The 21,977-nt window shown below is 67.0% G+C and carries 15 protein-coding genes and 1 pseudogene; 8 read left to right on the top strand and 8 right to left on the bottom strand.

The window, feature by feature from the left end; translation table 11 throughout:
- Genes glgX through treZ form a run of 3 tightly spaced genes read left to right on the top strand, consistent with a single transcriptional unit; the run spans position 1 to position 6,146 of the window.
- Entirely contained in the window at positions 1 to 2,130 is a 2,130-nt protein-coding gene (glgX, locus tag K0O62_RS14045; protein WP_073854877.1) for a glycogen debranching protein GlgX, read from the top strand.
- 13 nt (positions 2,131 to 2,143) lie between these two features.
- Positions 2,144 to 4,429, top strand: coding sequence for a malto-oligosyltrehalose synthase (treY, locus tag K0O62_RS14040; RefSeq protein ID WP_073854875.1), 2,286 nt, complete (start codon positions 2,144 to 2,146; stop codon positions 4,427 to 4,429).
- On the top strand, positions 4,422 to 6,146 hold the full coding sequence (gene treZ / locus K0O62_RS14035) for a malto-oligosyltrehalose trehalohydrolase (RefSeq protein ID WP_073854873.1): 1,725 nt from the start codon (positions 4,422 to 4,424) through the stop codon (positions 6,144 to 6,146). Before treY ends, treZ begins: the two co-directional genes overlap by 8 nt.
- 49 nt (positions 6,147 to 6,195) lie before the next feature.
- Here the strand turns inward: treZ and K0O62_RS14030 are convergent, their stop codons facing one another.
- Positions 6,196 to 7,749, bottom strand: coding sequence for a GMC family oxidoreductase (locus K0O62_RS14030; protein WP_234799991.1), 1,554 nt, complete (start codon positions 7,747 to 7,749; stop codon positions 6,196 to 6,198).
- Between the two features lie 221 nt (positions 7,750 to 7,970).
- Between K0O62_RS14030 and K0O62_RS28975 the strand changes: the two are divergent.
- Positions 7,971 to 8,231 (top strand): annotated as a pseudogene (locus K0O62_RS28975) (hypothetical protein); the annotation flags it as partial.
- 58 nt (positions 8,232 to 8,289) lie between these two features.
- The gene (locus K0O62_RS28665) at positions 8,290 to 8,493 is read left to right on the top strand and encodes an alcohol dehydrogenase (RefSeq protein ID WP_234799990.1); all 204 of its coding nucleotides are present in this window, start codon (positions 8,290 to 8,292) and stop codon (positions 8,491 to 8,493) included.
- Between the two features lie 18 nt (positions 8,494 to 8,511).
- Here K0O62_RS28665 and K0O62_RS14020 read toward each other — a convergent pair whose 3' ends face one another.
- The 4 genes from K0O62_RS14020 to K0O62_RS14005 all read right to left on the bottom strand — a co-directional run bounded on the left by K0O62_RS14020 (position 8,512) and on the right by K0O62_RS14005 (position 13,860).
- The gene (locus K0O62_RS14020) at positions 8,512 to 9,198 is read right to left on the bottom strand and encodes an FMN-dependent NADH-azoreductase (protein WP_073854869.1); all 687 of its coding nucleotides are present in this window, start codon (positions 9,196 to 9,198) and stop codon (positions 8,512 to 8,514) included.
- A 57-nt stretch (positions 9,199 to 9,255) separates the two neighbouring features.
- Positions 9,256 to 10,485, bottom strand: a complete 1,230-nt coding sequence (locus K0O62_RS14015; protein WP_073854867.1) for a cytochrome P450 family protein — start codon at positions 10,483 to 10,485, stop codon at positions 9,256 to 9,258.
- Between the two features lie 107 nt (positions 10,486 to 10,592).
- The gene (locus K0O62_RS14010) at positions 10,593 to 12,413 is read right to left on the bottom strand and encodes a helix-turn-helix domain-containing protein (protein ID WP_073854865.1); all 1,821 of its coding nucleotides are present in this window, start codon (positions 12,411 to 12,413) and stop codon (positions 10,593 to 10,595) included.
- Between the two features lie 49 nt (positions 12,414 to 12,462).
- Entirely contained in the window at positions 12,463 to 13,860 is a 1,398-nt protein-coding gene (locus K0O62_RS14005) for a glutamine synthetase family protein (protein ID WP_073854863.1), read from the bottom strand.
- Between the two features lie 234 nt (positions 13,861 to 14,094).
- Between K0O62_RS14005 and K0O62_RS14000 the strand changes: the two genes are divergently transcribed.
- A complete protein-coding gene (locus tag K0O62_RS14000; RefSeq protein WP_073854861.1) occupies positions 14,095 to 14,883 on the top strand; it encodes a creatininase family protein in 789 nt (262 codons plus the stop codon).
- Complete coding sequence (locus tag K0O62_RS13995) at positions 14,880 to 15,665, top strand: alpha/beta fold hydrolase (protein ID WP_073854859.1); 786 nt, start codon at positions 14,880 to 14,882, stop codon at positions 15,663 to 15,665. The genes K0O62_RS14000 and K0O62_RS13995 overlap by 4 nt, the downstream gene beginning before the upstream one ends.
- A gap of 43 nt (positions 15,666 to 15,708) precedes the next feature.
- Here K0O62_RS13995 and K0O62_RS13990 read toward each other — a convergent pair whose 3' ends face one another.
- Positions 15,709 to 16,533 (bottom strand): helix-turn-helix domain-containing protein, encoded by an 825-nt coding sequence (locus K0O62_RS13990; RefSeq protein WP_073854857.1) that lies wholly within the window; start codon positions 16,531 to 16,533, stop codon positions 15,709 to 15,711.
- Between the two features lie 120 nt (positions 16,534 to 16,653).
- Positions 16,654 to 17,934 carry a threonine ammonia-lyase IlvA gene (gene ilvA, locus K0O62_RS13985; protein ID WP_073854855.1) on the bottom strand — a complete coding sequence of 427 codons (1,281 nt, stop codon included), beginning with the start codon at positions 17,932 to 17,934 and terminating at the stop codon, positions 16,654 to 16,656.
- A 137-nt stretch (positions 17,935 to 18,071) separates the two neighbouring features.
- On the opposite strand from ilvA, the gene K0O62_RS13980 reads away from it, so the two are divergent.
- Positions 18,072 to 18,263, top strand: coding sequence for a hypothetical protein (locus tag K0O62_RS13980; protein WP_097933524.1), 192 nt, complete (start codon positions 18,072 to 18,074; stop codon positions 18,261 to 18,263).
- A gap of 76 nt (positions 18,264 to 18,339) precedes the next feature.
- Here K0O62_RS13980 and dnaE read toward each other — a convergent pair whose 3' ends face one another.
- Complete coding sequence (gene dnaE, locus K0O62_RS13975; protein WP_073854851.1) at positions 18,340 to 21,876, bottom strand: DNA polymerase III subunit alpha; 3,537 nt, start codon at positions 21,874 to 21,876, stop codon at positions 18,340 to 18,342.
- Positions 21,877 to 21,977 lie beyond the last annotated feature (101 nt).

Raw genomic sequence — 21,977 nt, 5'->3', positions numbered from 1 at the left:
ATGGACATCACGGTCTGGCCGGGCACGCCCTACCCGCTCGGGGCGACCTATGACGGCGCCGGGACCAACTTCTCGTTGTTCTCCGAAGTGGCCGACAATGTCGAGCTCTGCCTGATCGCCAAGGACGGCACCGAGCAGCGAATCCCGCTGGATGAGGTGGACGGATACGTCTGGCACGCCTACCTGCCGACGGTGAGCCCCGGCCAGCGCTACGGGTTCCGGGTGTACGGGCCGTGGGACCCGGCCGCCGGCCACCGCTGTGACCCCAGCAAGCTGCTGCTCGACCCGTACGGCAAGTCCTTCCACGGCGACTTCGTCTTCACCCAGGCGCTGTACTCCTACGATCCGCAATCCGAGCACCCGGCCGTCACCCGTGCGGAGCCTCCGGTGGACTCCCTCGGCAGCACCATGACCAGCGTGGTGATCAACCCGTTCTTCGACTGGGGCTCGGACCGAGCGCCCCGAACCCCGTATCACGAGACCGTCATCTACGAGGCCCATGTGAAGGGCCTGACGCAGATGCATCCGGACATCCCCGAACAGCTGCGCGGCACCTACGCCGGCCTGGCGCACCCGGCGATCATCGAGCACCTCAAGTCGCTGAACGTGACGGCCATCGAGTTGATGCCGGTGCACCAATTTCTGCACGACCACCGGCTGCTCGACCTGGGACTGCGAAATTACTGGGGCTACAACACCTTCGGCTTCCTGGCGCCGCACGCCGGGTATGCGGCCAGCCGGCACGCGGGCGGCGCGGTCGCCGAGTTCAAGGCGATGGTGCGCTCCTTCCACGAGGCCGGGATCGAAGTGATCCTCGACGTCGTCTACAACCACACCGCCGAGGGCAACCACCTGGGGCCGACGCTGAACTTCCGCGGCATCGACAATGCGGCGTACTACCGCCTGCTCGACGGTGAGGAACAGTTCTACAAGGACTTCACCGGCACCGGCAACAGCCTCAACGCGCGCCACCCGCACACCCTGCAGCTGATCATGGACTCGCTGCGGTACTGGGTGCTGGAGATGCACGTCGACGGTTTCCGGTTCGACCTCGCCTCCACCCTGGCCCGCGAGTTCTACGACGTCGACCGGCTGAGCGCGTTCTTCGATCTGGTGCAACAGGACCCGGTGATCAGTCAGGTCAAGCTGATCGCCGAGCCGTGGGACGTCGGCGAGGGCGGCTACCAGGTCGGCAACTTCCCCGGGCTGTGGACCGAATGGAACGGCAAGTACCGCGACACCGTGCGCGACTACTGGCGGGGCGAGCCCGCCACCCTCGGTGAGTTCGCCTCCCGGCTGACCGGCTCCTCGGACCTCTACGAGAACACCGGCCGGCGGCCCGGTGCCAGCATCAACTTCGTCACGTGTCACGACGGGTTCACCCTGGCCGATCTGGTGTCCTACAACGAGAAGCACAACGAGGCCAACGGCGAGGACAACCGCGACGGCGAGAGCCACAACCGGTCCTGGAACTGCGGCGTCGAGGGCCCGACCGACGACCCGGAGATCCTGGCCCTGCGCGCCCGTCAGATGCGCAACGTGATCGGCACCCTGATGGTGTCCCAGGGCACGCCGATGATCAGCCACGGCGACGAGATCGGGCGCACCCAGGGCGGCAACAACAATGCCTACTGCCAGGACTCGCCGGTCGCCTGGGTGGACTGGTCCAAACTCGAGGACAACGCCGAACTGCTGGACTTCACCCGCAAGGCGGTGGCACTGCGCAAGAAGCACCCGGTGTTCCGGCGGCGGCGGTTCCTGGCCGGCAACCCCATCCGCAGCGGTGAGGACGAACGCGACATCGCCTGGCTGACACCGGCCGGCGTGGAGATGACCCCCGAGGACTGGCATTCCGGCTTCGGCAAGAGCATCGCGGTGTTCCTCAACGGTGAGGCCATCCCGGAGCCCGACGCCCGCGGTGAGCGGGTACGCGACGATTCGTTCCTGCTGTGTTTCAATGCACACGACCAACCGCTGGAATTCGTGCTGCCACCGGATGATTACGCGCAAAAGTGGGTAACCGCGTTGGACACCGGCGATCCCGCCGGTGCCGACGAGGTGACGATATCTGCGGGCGAGAAGATCGCACTGCAGGCACGATCGCTTCGGGTGCTCCGGAAAACGACCTAGGCGGTAACGGCTGATGGGTGTCCCGCTCTCCACATATCGCCTTCAGATGCGCGGCGATGCGTTCACCTTCACCGATGCCGTCGAGCTGCTGGACTACCTCGATGACCTCGGCGTCTCGCACCTCTACCTGTCCCCCATCCTGACCGCCGCCCAGGGGTCCACGCACGGTTACGACGTCACCGACCCGCTGACGGTGGCCGAGTCCCTCGGTGGCGCGGACGGGTTGGCCGCGCTGTCCGCGCAGGCGCGCGCCCGCGGCATGGGCCTGGTCGTCGACATCGTGCCCAACCATGTCGGCGTCGACGACCCACGGCAGAACGCCTGGTGGTGGGATGTGCTCACGAACGGCCGCGAGTCCGCGTACGCCGGCTACTTCGACATCGACTGGGACCTCGACCCCGGGGGCCGAATCGTGTTGCCGGTGCTGGAATCCGACGAGGACGTCGACGACCTCACCGTCGATCGGGACGTGCTGAGACTGGGTGACCGGGTGTGGCCGATCGCCCCGGGTACCGCCGGTGGATCCGGCCGCGAGGTGCACGACCGCCAGCACTACAAGCTGATCGGCTGGCGCAACAATCTGTGCGGGTACCGCCGGTTCTTCTCCATCACGTCGTTGGCGGGTCTACGCCAGGAAGACCCCGAGGTGTTCGAAGCGACCCACGCCGAGGTCGGGCGCTGGTTCACCGAGGAGCTCGTCGACGGGTTACGGATCGATCACCCGGACGGATTGGCCGAACCGGCCGGGTACGTCACCGACCTGCGTGACCTCGTCGGCCCCGCGGCGTGGATCGTCATCGAGAAGATCCTGGCGCCGCAGGAGGCGCTCGACACCGGTCTGCCGGTGGACGGGACCACCGGCTACGACGCGCTCCGCGAAATCGGCGGCCTGTTCATCGATCCCGCGGCCGAACCCACCCTGACCGCGCTCTACGAGTCCACCGGCGTCGACTACAGCGCCGACGAACAACGCGTCGCGGACTTGAAGACGGCATCCGCGACGGTCACCCTGGGCAGCGAACTGGCCCGGGTACGGCGGGCCATCGTCGCGGACGCCGGTGCCGATCACCCGCTGTTGGCCGACGCCGTCAGCGCGCTGCTGGCCCATGTGCACGTGTACCGGTTCGACTATCTCGACCTCGCCTGGATCGCCCCGACGGCCATCGCGGGCACGGTACGGGCCCGCCCCGAACTGGACCCGCCGTTGCAATTGGTGGCCGCCGCACTGGCCCACGACGGTGAGGCCGCCACCCGCATCCAGCAGCTGTGCGGGGCGGTGACCGCGAAATCGGTCGAAGACTGCCTGTTCTACCGCGACGCGCGGCTGGTCTCGCTCAACGAGGTCGGCGGCGAACCCGCACTGTTCGGGGTCAGCGCGGCGGAGTTCCACGAGCGCTGCGCCACCCGGGCCCGGTTGTGGCCGCACGCGATGGTGACACTGTCCACCCACGACACCAAGCGCAGCGAGGATGTGCGGGCCCGGATCGGCGTGCTGTCCCAGCTGGCACACGAGTGGGCCGAGCGCGTCGACCGGTGGTCGAAGGTCGTGCTCGCCCCGGACCAGGAGACGACACTGTTCCTGTTGCAGAACATCTTCGGGGTCTGGCCGGTTGACGGTGAGGTGACCGATGCCCTGCGCACCCGGCTGCACGCCTATGCCGAGAAGGCGATCCGGGAGGCGGCGACGTACACCAGCTGGAATGATCCGGACACCGAGTTCGAAGCGGGCGTGCACGACTGGATCGACGCGATCATCGACGGACCGGTCTCCAAGGAGTTGACGGCGTTGGTGGCGCGCGCCGATCCGCACGCCCACAACGACAGCCTCGGCCAGAAACTGCTGGCGCTCACCGTTCCCGGTGTCCCGGACGTCTATCAGGGCACCGAGTTGTTCGACGACAGCCTGGTGGACCCGGACAACCGCAGACCGGTGGACTACGCGGTGCGGCGCGCGGCGCTGCGGGCACGCACCGACCCGAAGATGCGGGTGGTCAGTGCCGCGCTGTGGTTACGCAGGGACCGCCCGGACGTCTTCCTGGACGGGAGCTATCGGCCGGTACCGGCCACGGGGTCGGCCGCGGCCCACCTGATCTCCTTCCTGCGCGGCGACGATGTCCTGGTGGCGGTGTCACGGTGGACGGTGAAGCTCGCCGAAACCGGCTGGGGCGACACAATTCTCACCTTGCCGGAGGGAATGTGGATCGACCGATTGACCGGCCGCACCCATGCGGGCGCCCCGGCGGCCACCGAACTGTTCGCCGATCTGCCGGTGGCACTGCTGGAGCGAGTCGATGGCTGAGCGCGACTTCGCGGTGTGGGCGCCGCGTCCCGAACGTGTCCGGCTGCACGTGGACGGCGCGCTGTATCCGATGCAGCGGACGTCCGGTGACTGGTGGCGCGCGACGGTGCCGGCCGCACCGGACAGCCGCTACGGGTTCGTTCTCGACGATGACGACACCGTGCTGCCCGACCCCCGCTCGCCGCGCCAGCCCGACGGAGTGCACGCACCGTCGCAACTGTGGAGCCCGCCGGGCCCCGCACCGACCTGGGCCGGGCGCTCCATCGAGGGCGCGGTCATCTACGAACTGCACATCGGCACCTTCAGTCCGACGGGCACGTTGGATGCGGTGATCGAGAAGCTGCCCCATCTGGTCGATCTGGGCGTCGACTTCGTGGAACTCATGCCCGTCAACGCCTTCAGCGGCACCCACGGCTGGGGTTATGACGGTGTGCTCTGGTACGCGGTGCACGAACCCTACGGCGGACCGGATGCGCTGCTGCGCTTCGTCGATGCCTGTCACTCCCACGGGCTCGGGGTTCTCATCGATGCGGTGTTCAACCATCTCGGGCCGTCCGGGAACTACCTGCCGCGGTTCGGTCCGTACCTGTCCACCGGCTCCAATCCGTGGGGTGAATCGGTCAACATCGCCGATGCGGGCGCCGACGAGGTACGCCGTTACATCATCGACTGTGCGCTGCGCTGGATGCGCGATTTCGGTGCCGACGGTCTGCGCCTGGACGCCGTGCATGCGTTGGTGGACACCACTGCGATCCATATCCTCGAAGAGTTGTCCGCCGAAACCGACGCGCTGGCGGCAGAATTGGGTCGACCGCTGTCCCTGATCGCCGAGAGCGACATGAACGATCCGCGGTTGATCACTCCGCGGGACCGTGGTGGCCTCGGCCTCACCGCGCAATGGGATGACGACATCCACCACGCCATCCACACGGCGGTCTCCGGTGAGCGGCAGGGCTATTACGGTGACTTCGGCACTCTTGAGGCGCTGGCGCAGACGTTGCAGCACGGCTACTTCCATGCCGGTACCTACTCGTCGTTCCGGGCCCGCCGGCACGGGCGGCCGCTGGACACCGCCACCATTCCGGCGACCCGACTGCTGGCCTACACCCTCACCCATGATCAGGTCGGCAATCGCGCCACCGGTGACCGCCCCTCGCAGAACCTGACCGCCGGGCAGTTGGCCGTCAAGGCGGCACTGGCACTCGGATCTCCTTACACCGCAATGCTGTTCATGGGTGAGGAGTGGGGGTCGAGCAGCCCGTTCCAGTTCTTCACCTCACATCCGGAGCCGGAACTGGGCCGCGCCACCGCCGAGGGCCGCAAGGCCGAGTTCGCCGCGCACGGCTGGGATGCCGACGAGATTCCCGACCCGCAGGATCCCGAGACGTTCCTGCGATCCAAGCTGAACTGGGCCGAGGTGACCGACGGTGAGCACGCCCGACTGCTGGCGGCCTACCGGGGGCTGATCGCGTTGCGCCGCACCGAACCCGATCTCGCCGACCCATGGCTGACCCATCTGCGGGTGCAGTACGACGAGGAGGCACGCTGGATCATCATGCGGCGGGGCGCGCTGGCGGTGGTCTGCAATCTCGGGGTCGACGCGGTGCGCGTGCCGGTGCGCGGGGATACCGTCCTGGCCTGGGAAGAGCCCGGTAGTTCGGCCGACGGAACCGTGATCCCCGGGCAGTCCTTCGCGGTGCTGCGCACGGCCGGCTGACCGGCCGGCCGCGGCAGCACTCGTCGCGCTGAGGTGGGGATCGGGTTGATCAGCCTTCCAGAGCCCCCTGAAGGATCAGGTCGGCCGCCTTCTCCCCGATCATGATGGTGGCGGCGTTTGTGTTCACCGACACCACTCTCGGCATCACCGACGCGTCCGCCACCCGCAGACCTTCGAGGCCGTGCACCCGCAGTCGGGGGTCCACCACCGCGTCCGAACCCAGACCCATCATGCAGGTGCCCACCGGGTGGTAATAGGTGCACGCGGCGGTAGACAAGAAGGAACGCAACGCCTTCGGATCGGCGGCGTCGGGCCCGGGCAGTACCTCGCGAGCACGCCACGGGGCGAACGGCTCGCTGGCCGCGATCTCACGCGCCACCCCGATGCCGTCGACCATCCGCCGCAGGTCGGCCTCGGATCCGAGATAGTTCGGGTCGATGAGCGGTGGACGCTGCGGTTGCGGCCCGGAGAGACGGATCGATCCGCGCGCCTCCGGCGCCATCAGAGCGACCCCGAACGTGAAACTGTTCGCGGGCGCGGACAGGTGCGGCGGGTGAAACGGCACGTGGATGAACATGAGCTGCATGTCAGGGCCGGCAAGGGACGCGTCGCTGCGCCACAGCATCGACGTTTCGGCGTGGTTGTGCTGTCCGACGGGTAACGGCTGTGCGGCTTCGTACACCACCCCGCACGCCGGATGGTCGTGCAGGTTTCGGCCGACCCCGGGTAGGTCGTGGACCACCTCGACGCCGATGGCCTCGAGTTCGGCCGCCGGACCCACTCCCGACAGCAGTAGCAGTCTCGGCGAGTCCACCGCACCCGCGCTGACGATCACCTCGACTCCGGCGAACGCCGACATGGTCCGACCCATCTGATCGAACTCGACACCGATGCAACGGTTTCCGTCGATGATCAGTTTGCGGGCCCGAGCTCCGGTCCGGACGGTCAGATTGGGCCTGTGGCCGCGCACCGGGTGCAGGTAGGCCCTGGCGGTGCTCTGCCGTGCACCGCCGGTGATCGACAGATCGTGCCAGCCGGCGCCCTCCGCACATGCGCCGTTGAAGTCGTCGGTGAGCGGGAAACCGGCTGCGGCAGCCCCCCGGATGAAGACCTCGGACAGCGGGTTGGCCGCGTCCGGATGGGCCCGTGCCGGGCGCATCGGGCCGTCTGTGCCACGGTAACGCCGATCGCCACCCTCCACCGTTTCCATACGCTTGAAATACGGCAGCACCGACTCGTAGTCCCAGCCGGGACAATTCCAGCTGTCGAAGTCGTTCGGGTGCCCACGCAGGAACACCATCGCGTTGATGCTGCTGCTGCCCCCGAGCGTGTGTCCCCTCGGCCAGTCGTGCCGGAGCCCGGCGGTGCCCGCCTGCGGAACCGTGTCGTAGGCGTAGTCGACCTCGGTCCCCCACAGGGCCGGCCACGCGAGTGGCACGGCGATCTCGGACCGGGTGTCCTCAGGTCCGGATTCCAACAACAGCACCCTGGTGTCCGGGTTCTCGGATAACCGGGCCGCCAGTACGCATCCGGCAGACCCGGCGCCGACGATGACGTAATCGTGGCGCAGCGTGCCGTCCGCATGGGCCATGTCGATACTCACGAGTGCTCCTTCTGTTGTGATTGTGGCCGGCCGATCGGCCGAAACGAGGTACGGGTTCTGAAGGAACGAATCATCAAGAGTCAGCGGGGGTTTGCCCGCTTCGTTCGCAATCCATCTGCACACTCATGAAGCCATGCTGGCGGTGCCGCGGCACGGGACACAGACCGAGGTTTTCCTAGCACCGAGAGGGCCACCCATGTCGACGACAGCGCCTTCGGCGAATGTGTGTGCAGCTTGCACACAGAACGCCCACGCGGCCACCTCTGGTGAGAATTCCGAAGGTATCAAAGCCTCATGGCCACCGAGGTCCATGTTTCTCTCCGAAAGAGGCAACCATGAAGATGAAAGCCGCACGCATTCACGACTTCCGGCGACCACTCGAGATCGATGAGGTACCCGTTCCCGAGCCGGGGCCCGGACAGGTGCTGCTCAAGGTCAAGGCCACGGGCATGTGTCGCAGTGACTATCAGCTTCTGGACGGCTACTTCTGTGACCTCTTGCCCCTGAGTCTCCCCTTGATCCCCGGCCATGAGGCGGACGGTGGTCGTCACCGGAATCGGTGGCCTGGGCGCCTTCGGGTCGTTCTGGGGAAACCGCACCGACCTGCAGGAGGTCCTCACCCTCGCCGCCGAGGGGAAGATCAGACACAACGTGGTGACCACGAAGCTCGACGACCTAAACGACAGTCTCGAAGCGCTGGGTCGCGGCGACATCGTCGGGCGTGCGGTCGTCATGTTCGACTGATCCCGGCGGGCCCACGCCTCACCCGCGCAGCCGACCAAGCTGTGCCGCCTCTCTCGGCGGCACTGCCATGGTCGGCACTCCACCCCACAGGCAGTCGATCTCCGCGCGTGCGCGCTGCAGGCTCTGCTCGGCCAGCGGCCGATGGTGGGCCATGCGGGCGTCATCGGTGGCCATGGTCAGCTCGGCAACGATGATCTGCGGTTTGAGTCCGGTCAACGAAACAGCATGTGCAATCCATGATTCCGCGTGGTCCCAACCATGTTTCGGAGTGCCTTCAAGGTAACTGCCGCCGCGGCTCTCGATCACGACGAAGTCCGTCGCTGCGAGCAGGCCGGTGCCGTCAGGGGTGAACGACAATCCGCCGGCGACAATATGGTCGACCCAGGTCTTCACCGAACTGGGCGCGGCATAGTTGTACAAGGGCATACCCAGCACCACGGTGTCTGCCGCCTTGATCTCGTCGATGAGGCTCTTGCTCAACGCATAGGTCCGGGCCTCGGCGGGGTTGTGTCGCTCCGGTGGCGTCATCAACGCCAGACCATTCGAGGCATTCAGGTGCGGTATCGGATCGGCAGCCAAGTCGCGATACTTCACCGTCCCAGCCGGATTGACCGCGCACCACCGGGCAGTTGCGCGCGCAGTCAGCGCGCGGCTGACAGATCCCGCAGTGCGGACCGAGGAGTCGATGTGGAGAAGCGTGCTCATGACATGTCCTTTGGATCTCAGGTGGATCCCCGTCGTCGAGGATCCAGGCGGGCAGGCTCAGCGTCGGCCACCGATATGGACGGGCAGGCTCAGAAGTCCGCGCATCAAGATGCTCGACCGGTACTTCAGCGGTTCATCGGTGGCCAGTTCGATGTGCTGGAAACGCGACAGCAGTCCTTCCAGCGCGATCTCGGCTTCCATCCGGGCCAGTGGCGCCCCGATGCAGTGATGGATGCCGTGACCGAACGCGAGATGGCGGCTGTCGGTGCGGAGCAGGTTGAAGGTGTCGGGGTCGCGGAACCGACGCTCGTCGTGATTGGCGCCCAGCAGGGCGATCACCACCAGTTCTCCGGCCGGGATCTCGATGCCGTCGACACGGATCGGTTCACCGGTGAATCGGACGGTCGCGGTGTTGAGTGGGCTTTCGAACCGCAGCGTCTCTTCGACGGCGGCGGGCAGCAGGGATCGGTCAGCGCGCAGTGCCGCCATCTGCGCCGGGTGGCGGAGCAGCGCCAGTACACCGTTGGCGATGAGGTTCACCGTCGTCTCATAGCCGGCGACGATCAGCAGAAATACCGTGCCCAGCAACTCGTCCTCGCTGAGCCGATCATCGTTGTCGCGGACATGGACGAGGTGACCGAGCACATCGTGGGCCGGTTCCTTCCGCTTGGCAGCGACGATCGTCTGCAAGAGCTGAGTCAACTCCACCCCTGCACGACGCTCCTCGTCGGGATCGCTGGAGCTCAGGACGGGATGCACGAGCGAAGAGAACCGGGTACGGGCTGCCGGTGGGACACCGAGTAGCTCGCCGATCACCCGGATCGGCAGTGGCAGAGCCAACGACTGCATGAGATCGACGCGGCCCGGCGCACGGTGGCTCATCGCGGTGAGCAGTTCGTCGGCGATGTCGACGACGGCCGGACGCAACCCGCGTATCGCGTGTGCCGAGAACGCGGCGGTGACGAGGCGGCGTAACCGAGTGTGGTCGGGTGGATCTCGAAACAACATGTTGTCGCCCAGTACCGTCCCGATGGAGGTGACGTTGCCCGGCGGGAAGAGACTGTCGGTGGTCGGGCCGTGCTTCTTCAGCCGGGGATCGGCGAGCAGTTGTCGTGCCTCGGCGTACCGCGTGACCATCCAGACGTCCACACCGCCCCAGGTCCGTACCCGGTGCACAGCCCGGCGGCGGCGCAGCTCGGCATACACCGGGTGCGGGTTCTGCAGGAACGAATCATCAAGAATCAGCGGGGTTTGCCCGCTTCGTTCGCAGTTCAGCTGCACGCTCATGATGTCATCCTGGCGGGGCCGCGGCCCAGGGCCCAGACCGGAGACTTCCTAGTACCGAGAGGGCCACCTACCGCGTCGTAAAGCACTCCGACGACAGCACTGCAGGGTCAATCGTCGGCGGTTCCTGGCGTCATTCGCGCCCGCGACTGGTGCACCTTCAACGCGAGTTGCAGCGGGAACCACTCCGACGGCTCCATCACATCGATGCCGCTGAGGTTGGCGGCCCGGGTCAGACGCTGGGTCAGGGTGTTGCGGTGTACGAAAAGTTCACGGCTGGCGACACTCTGGCTGCGGTAGTGCAGGAACACCGCCAAGGTTTCGAGGAGTTCGGTGCCTTTCACCCGGTCGTATTCGGCGATCCGCCCGACCGCGGTGGCATAGCGATCACGGATCGAGTCGACACCGGAGACCCGCATCAACAGGAGGTGATGCCCGACGTCGTCGAGGGTGAAAACCCCGTTCGGGTTGTCCAGTCGGCTGCTGATCGCCACCGCCTCCCGGGCTTCAGCGAGGGCGCTGCGGAGCTCGGCCAACGCCGATACCGGTTTGGACACACCGAAAGTGACGGCGTGCCCGGCCGTCCGGAGCCGCGAACACACCTCCAGCAGCGGCATCCGCAAGGCGTCGACCGACGCATCGTCGCCCTGCCACGGCACCACCGCGACCGTCTGATGCGGAGTGGACGCGAACACACTGCCAGGCGGCAGCACCGCGCCATCGGCGAGCAGCTCGGCGAGCGCCGGGGTGAGCGGTCGCGTCTCACCACGGCGCATCTCGACCGTGGACACGCTCGCCACCACGAACACGTGGCCTGCGGCGGTGTCCAACCCGACCGCTGCCGCGCGGCGCCGCAACTCCTCGCCGGTGAGCCGTCCCAGGGTCAAATCGCGCAGGAACCAGTTGAGCCTGTTGCGGGACGTCAGTTCATCGGTCAGCAACACCAACCGGATTGCCACGGCGGCCTGATTCGCCACCGCCGCGGCCAGGGTCACCTCTGCGTTGGTGAACCGCCGAGCGGTCAGGCGGTAGCAGGCCAGGACGCCGAATTCCTCGGCGCCGACGCGCACCGGGCAGCTCGTGACCGCGCCGGCAATGCCGTCGAACGCACGGTTGACCGACTGCGCGGCGCTGCGCCAGTCGGTGATCCCGTTGCGGATGTCCTGGTCGATGGTGAGCAGGTTGGCGCGAAGCGTCTCGATCTCGCTTCCCGACGCCGAGGTGAGCACCGTCATGTGCATCCGGTCCGCACCCGACGGGTCGGTTACGAAGGCGACCGTGACGTCCACCTCCGCGGCTTCGGTGAGGAACTCGACCGCGAAATCCATCGTCGAACCGGGCGAGGTCCCCGAGGCGACCATCGACGCCAACTCGGTGAGCCCGTCGGCCACCGCGGCCAGCCGGTTGCCCGCCTGACGTTCTCGGACGGTGTCGAACACGGGCGCGACGAGTGCCGCCATGCGTTCGACGAACGCCACCTCACCGGGATCGAAACGGTGACCCGTGGTCGCCCACACCGTGATGCAGCCCAGCGGCACCGCGCGGGACGAGACGATCGGCACCGAGAAGATGGCGCCGTAGCGTTCCTCGCCGATGCCCGGGTAGGCCAGGAACCGTGGGTCCTGGGCGGGCTCGTCGGGCACGATATAGCTCTGTTTGGTGGCGGCGACCCAGCCGGTGACACCTTCACCGTAGGCCAGCCGCAACGCTCCCACGTGTTCGGCGGCAGGGCTTTCGGTGGCGCCGGTCAGGACCAGTTCCTTGGCGGCGCTGTCGTAGACGTAGGCGTAGACGTCGCGATGGGTACGCCCCGCCTGGATCGCCTCGGCGACACCCTGGGCGACCACCGTCACGTCGTCGGTGGCAGCGAGGACCCGGGCTATGTGCTCGACGGCCCGCAGCTCCACCTCTGGCAGCGACTCATCGGGCATGGCCCATCGTAAGTCGCCGGCGCCGGGGCCGGGTGACACAATCGGCAACTCAGACACGGGAGAAGTAGCGTCCGGTCTCCCAGTCGCTGACCTGTTCCCGGTGGCGGTCGCGCTCCCAGATCCGCGAAGCCAGATAGTGGTCGACGAACTCGTCGCCGAATGCGGTTCGGGCTGTGGTGCTCTGTGCGAGCGTCTCGACGGCCGCGGCCAACGAGCGCGGCAGCGGCACGCCATCGTCCTGGTACGCGTCGCCGAGGACCGGTGCGGGCGGCTGCAATCGGTTCTCCACCCCGTGCAGCACCCCGGCCACGCATGCCGCCAGCGCCAGATAAGGGTTGGCGTCAGCACCCGGCACGCGGTTCTCCATGCGGCAGGTCGCTTCGTCTCGGGCGATGACGCGCAGCGCGGCGGTGCGATTGTCGTTGCCCCACACCGCTGACACCGGCGACCAGGACGCCGGGACGCGCCGCTTGTAGGAGTTGACTGTCGGGCAGTACAGCGCGGTGAAGTCGCTCATCGTCGCCAACTGGCCGGCCACCGCCTGCCGCATCAGCGTCGATGGACCGTCCCCGTCCCACATCGCGTTGCACGTCGGGGTGTCCAGTGGCTGCATGCTCTGATGAATGTGGCCGCTCGAGCCTGCCGCGTCGGTGGCCACCTTTGCCATGAACGTGGCCAGATATCCGTGCTGCTCGGCGATTCGGCGCACACCGTTCTTGTAGATCGCCACGCGGTCGGCGGTGGTGAGCACGTCGGCGTGTTCGATGTTGATCTCGATCTGGCCGGCGCCGTACTCGGTATTGGACGCCAGGATCGGGATGTCACAGGCACGCATGCCCTCCCGGATGGCTCCGATGACGGGTTCCAGTGTGCTCTGTCGGTTCAGGTTGAAGGTCGCGTTGCCCGGCGCGGCCGGAGTGAGGTGCCGGTAACCCTTCGCGGCGGCCGTCTCCGGTGTCTCCCGGTACAGATAGAACTCCAGTTCGTATCCGGCCGTGACCCGGTAGCCGAGCGCTGCGGCGCGGGCCACCTGCCGGGCCAGGACGGTGCGCGGAACAACGGACACCTCGGAGCCGTCGGTGTGCACGACGTCGCACAGGACGAACGCGTGCCCGGGCTCCCACGGCACCGGCCGCAGCGTCGTCAGGTCCGGCATCAGCACCACATCGGAAAACCCGGTGTGCCAACCGGAGACGCTGAAGCAGTCCATCAGCGTGTCTTCGATGTCCCAGCCGAAAACGATGTTGGGTATCGACGATCCCCGCGTCGCAATCGAATCGAGGAAGACGTCGGCCGGCACGAACTTGCCGCGCAGCTGGCCGTCGAGGTCGGTCATGCCGAACTGCACCGTGCTGACCTGATGGCGGTCGAAGAATGCCCGGGCGGCCTCCACGGTCGTGATCGTGACCGCATTGCCGTTCATCGCGCCGGTCGTCGCGTTCGTCATTGCCGAACTCCTTCCGAGGCAACGGTCTCCCCTGACAGACTGCGCCGCCGCGCCGGAGAACCGAGCGGTGGCGCTGTCCGGCCAACCTAACCCCGCGATGTCGGGGCGGTCTGCGTGCAACGTGTCCATAGTTTCATGGCAGGCCTGGCTGGAGCGTCGATCGGCGACATAACTTCTGCTCACGGCCGACGCCCTGACCGGTCATGGACACCCCGAGCGGAGGGACGACGCCATATGCCGAAGTGGTGCGATCTGAATCGCGACGAGGTGGCCGCGGCCGCACGTTCGGGAGCCGTCGCGGTGTTGCCGTTGGGTGCGATCGAGCAGCACGGCGCGCACCTGCCCACCGGCACCGACACCCTGCTGGCCGCGGCCGCCACCACCGCCGCCGTCGCGCGCACCGGAGACATCATGCTCCCCGCTTTGGCTTACGGCTGTTCGCTCGGGCACACCGCGCACTGGCCGGGCACCTTGTCGCTGTCGGTCGCGACGCTGACCGCGATCGTCACCGACACCGGGCGCTGGGTGGCCACCTCCGGGTTCCGGAAGCTGGTGGTGATCAACGCCCATGCCACCAACGGGCCCGCCGCGCAGAGCGCTCTGCTCACCCTGCGCCACGAACATCCCTCGTTACGAACCTGTTTCGCATCGCTGTACGACATCAACGCCGAAGCCCACAAGGGGTACTTCAGTGACGCCGACGACCCGCACGCGAACGTGGCCGAGACGTCGATGGTGCTGCATCTCGATCCGGATCTCGTCTCGCTCGACCGGGCCGTTGACGAAGAGGACCGCACATTCAGCCGGGTGCTGACCTATCCGATGCCCGACGTGACCCACAGCGGTGTCGTCGGCCGGCCCACGTCGGCGACCGCGGCCGGCGGCGCCGCCCTGTTCACCGTGATCGTCGACGGAATCACCCGGTTACTGGAGCAGGTCCGCGCCGAGACCGAACCGATTCCCGACCGCGCGGCGGAGTTGCCGTCCGGTGACCTGCACAGCCCAACGAAAGGACCTTCATGAACATCCCCTTCCGCAGCCTTGTCACCGCTGCCGCCGCAGCCGCGACGTTCCTCGCCACCATCGCCCCCAGCGGGCCGGCCCACGCGCAACCCGCGGATGTGAAGAACGTCGTGCTCGTGCACGGCGCCTTCGCCGACGGGTCCGGCTGGCGCGGCGTGTACGACGAGCTCGTCGCCCGCGGGTACCGGGTCACGATCGTGCAGAATCCGCTCACCTCGCTGAGCGACGACATCTCCGCGACCCAGCGCGTCATCGACCGCCAGGACGGTCCGACGGTGCTCGTCGGACACTCCTACGGCGGCACCGTGATCACCGAGGTCGGTGTGGACCCGAAGGTCACCGGGCTGGTCTACGTGTCCGGACTGGCACCCGATGCCGGGGAGACCACCAGCCAGCAGTACGCCGACTACCCCACGCCGCCCAGTTTCGTGATCGAAACCGGGTCGGACGATTTCGGGTTCGTGAACATGGAGAAGTTCAAGGCCGGATTCGCCGGGGACACCACCGACGAGGTCGCCGCGTTCCTGCGCGACTCTCAGGTACCGATCAACATGTCGATCTTCGACGAGACGCTCACCCAGGCCGCCTGGCGGACCAAGCCCAGCTGGGCGGTGGTCGCCACTGCGGACGAGGCCATCGATCCGAGGATGCTCCGGCAGACCGCCGAGCGCGTCGGTGCAGAGATCACCGAGATCGACGCCAGTCACGTCGTGTTCCTCACTCATCCGCGCGCCGTCGCCGACGTGATCGACCGGGCCGCCAAGGAATCGGGTCAGGCGTGAAGCATCCCCCGCTGGTTCCATGGCGGAATATCTCGTGCTGCCGTCAGACCGCGCTGGGAGATCGGCACTCGGTCAATGCCCGCAACGCCACCTCCGAGGGCGAGCCCGGGTCTGCCCAGTAGACCACCATGATGTGATCGCTGCCGCGCAGGCCCAGGTGCTGGAAATGCAGATCGAGCGGACCGACCTGCGGGTGGTTCATCAGCAGGAGACCACGGCTGTGGCTCCTGACGTCGTACGTGGCCCACAGCTTGCGGAAGTGTGCACTCCGCGTATGCAATTCATCGATCAACGCGTCCAGCCTCGGATCCGGGTGGTGGCCGGCGAAGTCACGAAGCCCCCGCACGGCCCATGCGGTCAGACCGTCCCAGTTGCGGTAGAACTCGCGCTTGCGCTCGTCGAGGAACAAGCTGCGCACCGGATTTCCTCCGACCGCGAAGCTGTCCGACAGCGCGGCCGCGCCCCCGTTGGCCATCACCGCGGTGAGGGAACCGTCATAGATACTCGCCGGAGAGGAATACCAATTGTCGATCAGGTCTTGCAGCGCGGGATCGATCGACCGCTGCAGCCGGACGATCGGTTGCCGCGCAGCGTGATTCGCTGCCAGGTTCCGCAGATACGCCGTCGCGTCGGGACTGAGCAGCAGGGTACGGGCGATCGCGTCGAGCACCTGGTCGGAGGGCCGCTCGCGTCCTTGCTCGATTCGGTGGTAGTAGTCGGGACTGATGCCGGCCAGACTGGCCACCTCTTCCCGACGCAACCCTGTCACACGCCGACGGCGTCCTTCCGGGAGCCCGACAGCACTCGGCTGCAGCTTGGCCCGGTGTTGCCGGAGAAACTCCGCGAGCGTCGCATTCCTGGTGGGCACCCCTCGAGGGTACGTTCGTCGGTGTCCACCCACCAACGGCAGAATGGACAGAATATTGTGTGCGAGAAGCAGCTACCCCGCCGAAAGCACCGGCGCTGAGGGGATTCTGAACATTCCCGCTCAGGTCAGGTAACGGTAGGTCGGCGAACCGGGCTCCAACAGCTCGACGTGCGCCTCGGATTCCTGCATCCGCTCGATCAGCCCCTCGAGATCTGCGGCCGAACTCAACTCGATCCCGACCAGGGCTTCACCGGTTTCGCGGTTGTTGCGCTTGACGTACTCGAACAGGGTGATGTCGTCGTTGACGCCGAGCACACTGTCCAGGAACCCACGCAGGGCGCCGGGCTCCTGCGGGAAGTCCACCAGGAAGTAGTGCTTGAGGCCGCGGTGCACCAGGGAGCGCTCCAGGATCTCGCCGTATCGGGACACGTCGTTGTTGCCGCCGGAGATGATGCACACCACGGTGGAGCCGGGGGCGATGTCGGCCTCCAACAGTGCGGCCACCGACAGCGCTCCCGCGGGCTCGGCGATGATGCCCTCGTTCTGGTACAGGTCGAGCATCGCCGAGCACACCGCGCCCTCGTCGACCGACGTGATCGAGAGCATGTCCCCGGCCGCGGCGAGCGCGGTGTAGGTGTGGGTGCCGGCCTTGGCCACCGCGGCCCCGTCCACGAACTGGTCGACGTGATCGAGCGTCACGGGACCACCCGCGGCCAGCGCGGCCATCATCGACGCCGCGCCCGCCGGCTCGACACCCAGCACCGAGGACGTCGTGGTGCGCTCGGACAGGTAGGTGGTGATGCCGGCGATGCAACCGCCACCGCCGACCGGGACGATGACCACGTCGGGCTCGGCGGACAGCTGCTCGAGCAGTTCGACCGCGATGGTGCCCTGGCCGGCCATCGTCCGCGGGTCGTCGTACGGCGGGACGAGGGTGGCCCCGGTGCGCGCGACATCGTCGAGCGCGGCCTCGGCGGCCATGTCGTAGGTCTTGCCGCCGATGATCAGTTCGATGTACTCGCCGCCGTGGTAGCGGATGCGGTCGCGCTTCTGCTTCGGCGTCTTGGCCGGCGCATACACCCGGCCATGCACCCCCATCGACCGGCAGGCCAGCGCGAAGCCCTGGGCGTGGTTGCCGGCCGATGAACAGACCACACCGGCCGCGAGTTCCTCCGGCGTGAGCTGCATCAACACGTTGTAGGCACCGCGCAGCTTGTAGGACCGCACCGCCTGCAGGTCCTCGCGCTTCAGGTACACCTGGGCGCCGGTCGCCGCCGACAGCCGGTCGCTGAACTGCAGCGGAGTGCGGGTGACGACGTCGGAAATTCGTGCAGCGGCCTCGTCGATGTCGGCCGCGGACAGCGGCGAAACGCGTGGGACTCGGCTCAGGTCTGCAGACACCGTTCAATGGTGCCACTTCCTGCCCTGCGGGCGAAAACCGGTTACCCCGATCGTGCTGGGACAACACCCCGGCGAGACGTTCGACACGCGCAATGTTTCGGCTGGCCGAACTCTGGGTTACGAGCTATCGTGGACCCGTGAGCACGCACACCGAAATCAACATCGCCGGCGTCCCGTGGCCGATGTACAAGGTGGTCGCGCTGATCCTGGGAGCCCTGGTGCTCGTCGCGGTCGGCGTCATCGCCGCCAGCCCGGGTCCGGCCGTGCTGACCGCCGCCGCTGCGGCGACCGCCGTGTGGCTGGCCGGCGGAGTGTCCGCGCGCCGCTAGCTTCCCGTCGGCTTCTCCCCGACCGACACCATGCCGCGGGGTCTACGGCGGAGCGACTTCTGTCGGTAGCGGTCGCTCAACCGCCCAGGCAGCCGGGGCCGAGCAGCGCCTTGAGATCACCCATCAGGGCCGAGGACGGCGTCACGCGCAGCGACTGGTCGAGTTCCAGCGTGGTGATGCGTTCACCACTGATCAGCCGCAGATGCACCTGCGACGTCCCGGGATGACGGGCCAGCACCTGCTTGAGCGCGGTCACCTTGTCGACCGTGCACTGCCGCGTCGGCAGGCTGACCGCGACCGGACGATCGCCCTGGGCGTTCGAGAAGTCCGGCACGACCAGATCGTTGGCGATCAACGAGATCCGGTCGTCCCGGATGGCGACCTTGGCACCGACGATCACCACTGCGTCGTCGGCGATGTCGGCACCGAACGCCGAATAGGTCTGCGGGAAGAACAACACCTCGATGCCGCCGGTGAGGTCCTCCACTTGCGCTGAGGCCCAGGGCAATCCGTTCTTGTTGACCCGGCGGTTCACCGAGGCCAGGATGCCGCCGATGCGCACCTGCGCATCGTTGCCGATATCGCCTTCCAGAATCGCCGGGATCTGGGTGTCCACGTGGGCGGCCAGCAGGTGCGCCACCCCGTCCAGCGGATGCCCGGACACATAGAGCCCCAGCATCTCCCGCTCGAGGGCCAGCTTGTGCTTGTCCTCCCACTCCCCCTCCGGCACCGGAATGGTGAACACCGACTCGATTCCGGAGTCGGCGTCTCCGCCACCGAACAGATCGAACTGGCCGATCGCCTCGGCTTTCTTGGTGCCGAGCACCGAGTCGACCGCGTCGGCGTGCACCAGGAACAGGCCCTTGCGGGGATGCCCGAGCGAGTCGAAGGCCCCCGCCTTGATCAGCGATTCGGTGACCTTCTTGTTGCAGGCGGCGATGTCGATCTTGTTCAGGTAATCGGAGAAGTCGGTGTACTTCCCCTTCTCGGTGCGGCCGTTGATGATCGACTGCACCACATTCGCGCCGACGTTGCGCACGCCGCCGAGGCCGTACCGGATGTCCTGGCCGACCGAGGCGAAGTTGTGCACCGATTCGTTGACATCCGGGGGCAGCACGGTGATGCCGAGCCGGCGGCAGTCCGACAGGTAGACCGCGGCCTTGTCCTTGTCGTCACCGACCGAGGTGAGCAGACCGGCCATGTACTCGGCCTGGTAGTTGGCCTTGAGGTAGGCGGTCCAGAAGGACACCAGCCCGTAGCCGGCGGCGTGCGATTTGTTGAACGCGTACCCGGCGAACGGAAGGATGGTGTCCCACAGCGCTTTCACCGCAGCAGCGGAGAAACCGTTGGCGGTCATTCCCTCCAGGAAGCCCTTGTACTCGGCTTCCAGGACCTCGAGCTTCTTCTTGCCCATCGCCTTTCGCAGCGCGTCGGCCTTGCCCATCGAGTAGCCGGCGACCTTCTGGGCGATGAACATGATCTGCTCTTGGTAGACGATCAGACCGTAGGTCTCCGACAGGATCTCCTTGAGCGGCTCCTCGAGCTCCGGGTGGATCGGCTTGATCTCCTGGCGACCGTTCTTGCGGTCGGCGTAGTCGTTGTGCGCATTCATGCCCATCGGGCCGGGCCGGTACAGGGCCAGCACGGCGACGATGTCGTTGAACCCGGTGGGCTGCATGCGGCGCAGCAGATCGCGCATCGGCCCGCCGTCGAGCTGGAACACGCCCAGCGTGTCACCGCGGGACAGCAGCTCATAGGTGGCCGGATCATCGAGCGGCAGATGATCCAGGTCCAGATCGATGCCGCGGTTGGCCTTGATGTTCTCCAGCGCGTCACCGATCACGGTGAGGTTGCGCAGGCCCAGGAAGTCCATCTTGAGCAGGCCGATGGCCTCACACGACGGGTAATCCCAGCCGGTGATGATGGCGCCGTCCTGCGGCCGCTTCCACAGCGGAATCGCGTCCGTCAGCGGTTCGGAGCTCATGATCACCGCGCAGGCGTGCACGCCGGCGTTGCGGACCAGGCCTTCCAGACCACGCGCGGTCTCGTAGATGGTGCGTACGTCGGGATCGGTTTCCAGCAGCCCGCGCACCTCGGCGGCTTCCTTGTACCGCTCGTGTTTCGGGTCGGTGATGCCCGAGAGGGGGATGTCCTTGGCCATGATCGGCGGCGGCAGCGCCTTGGTGATCCGATCGGCGATGGCGAAGCCGGGCTGGCCGTAGTTGACCCGGGCCGAGTCCTTGAGCGCGGCCTTGGTCTTGATGGTGCCGAAGGTGATGACCTGGGCGACCCGGTCACTGCCCCATTTCTCGGAGGCGTAGCGCACCATCTCGCCGCGCCGGCGGTCGTCGAAGTCGATATCGATATCGGGAGCCGAGGGGCGTTCGGGATTGAGGAAGCGCTCGAACAGCAGCCCGTGCGGGATCGGGTCGATGTTGGTGATGCCCATCGCGTAGGCCACCAGTGAGCCCGCCGCCGAGCCACGTCCCGGGCCCACCCGGATGTTCACCGAGCGTGCGTAGTTGATCAGGTCCGCGACGATCAGGAAGTAGGCCGGGAAGCCCTTGTCACAGATGACCTTGATCTCATAGTCGGCGCGGTCCAGGTACTCCTGCGCCACACCGTCGGGGAACCGGCGGGCCAGACCTTCGTTGACCTCGTGCCGCAACCAGCTGCCCTGGTCGTGACCCTCGGGAACCGGGAAGACCGGCATCCGGTCGCGCGGAGCCCACACGTCGGCGTAGGACTGCACCCGCTCGGCGATCAGCAGGGTGGAGTCGCAGGCGCCGGGCACCTGCGAGTCCCACAGCGCGCGCATATCGGCGGCCGATTTCAGGTAGTAGCCGTCACCGTCGAACTTGAAGCGGGTCGGGTCCGACAGCGTCTTGCCGGTCTGGATGCACAGCAGCGCCTCGTGGTTGCGGGAGGCCTCCTGTGTCACATAGTGACAGTCATTGGTGGCCAGCGGCGGGATGCCGAGCTTCTGGCCGATGTCGAGCAGACCCTCGCGGACCCGGCGCTCGATCTCGATGCCGTGGTCCATCAACTCCAGGAAGAAGTTCTCCTTGCCGAAGATGTCCTGCCATTTGGCCGCGGCCTCCAACGCCTCGCGTTCGTGGCCGAGGCGCAGCCGGGTCTGCACCTCGCCGGACGGGCAGCCTGTGGTGGCGATGATGCCCTCGGCATGCTCGGCGATGATCTCGACGTCCATCCGCGACCACTTGCCGAGCTGTCCTTCGAAGGAGGCCAGCGAGGACAGCTTGAACAGGTTGCGCAGCCCGGTCGCGTTCTCGGCGACCATCGTCATGTGCGTGTAGGAACCACTGCCCGACACGTCGTCGGATTTCTGGCTGGGGTCGCCCCACTGCACGCGCTTCTTCTCGAACCGCGAAGCGGGGGCGATGTACGCCTCGATCCCGATGATGGGCTTGATGCCGGCGTCGGTGGCGACGTTGTAGAACTCGCTGGCCCCGAACATGTTCCCGTGGTCGGTCATGCCGATCGCGGGCATCTCGAGGCGCTGGGCCTCGGCGATCATCGGCTTGACCTTCGCGGCACCGTCGAGCATCGAATACTCAGTGTGGTTATGCAGGTGCACAAACGAAGCGCTCATAGGGTGGCCAGTCTATTGGTGCGCTCCGACAGATCCGCGCGTGTCGCATGACGTGTCGTCGCACACAGTGCGAGGGGCTCGTCCCGGGGCCGGCGAAACCC

Origin of the sequence: Mycolicibacterium diernhoferi (genome assembly GCF_019456655.1) — a bacterium.
Classification (GTDB): Bacteria; Actinomycetota; Actinomycetes; order Mycobacteriales; family Mycobacteriaceae; genus Mycobacterium; species Mycobacterium diernhoferi.
The sequence above is the reverse complement of the archived record's forward strand: the minus strand, read 5'-3'. Positions and strand labels throughout refer to the sequence as shown.

Coding starts and splice junctions, on each gene's coding strand:
- dnaE (WP_073854851.1), bottom strand. CDS start 21,876: ATGAGCGCTTCGTTTGTGCACCTGCATAACCACACTGAGTATTCGATG.
- K0O62_RS14010 (WP_073854865.1), bottom strand. CDS start 12,413: ATGCCCGATGAGTCGCTGCCAGAGGTGGAGCTGCGGGCCGTCGAGCAC.
- K0O62_RS14005 (WP_073854863.1), bottom strand. CDS start 13,860: ATGACGAACGCGACGACCGGCGCGATGAACGGCAATGCGGTCACGATC.
- glgX (WP_073854877.1), top strand. CDS start 1: ATGGACATCACGGTCTGGCCGGGCACGCCCTACCCGCTCGGGGCGACC.
- K0O62_RS14015 (WP_073854867.1), bottom strand. CDS start 10,485: ATGAGCGTGCAGCTGAACTGCGAACGAAGCGGGCAAACCCCGCTGATT.
- treY (WP_073854875.1), top strand. CDS start 2,144: ATGGGTGTCCCGCTCTCCACATATCGCCTTCAGATGCGCGGCGATGCG.
- K0O62_RS14000 (WP_073854861.1), top strand. CDS start 14,095: ATGCCGAAGTGGTGCGATCTGAATCGCGACGAGGTGGCCGCGGCCGCA.
- K0O62_RS14020 (WP_073854869.1), bottom strand. CDS start 9,198: ATGAGCACGCTTCTCCACATCGACTCCTCGGTCCGCACTGCGGGATCT.
- K0O62_RS13995 (WP_073854859.1), top strand. CDS start 14,880: ATGAACATCCCCTTCCGCAGCCTTGTCACCGCTGCCGCCGCAGCCGCG.
- treZ (WP_073854873.1), top strand. CDS start 4,422: ATGGCTGAGCGCGACTTCGCGGTGTGGGCGCCGCGTCCCGAACGTGTC.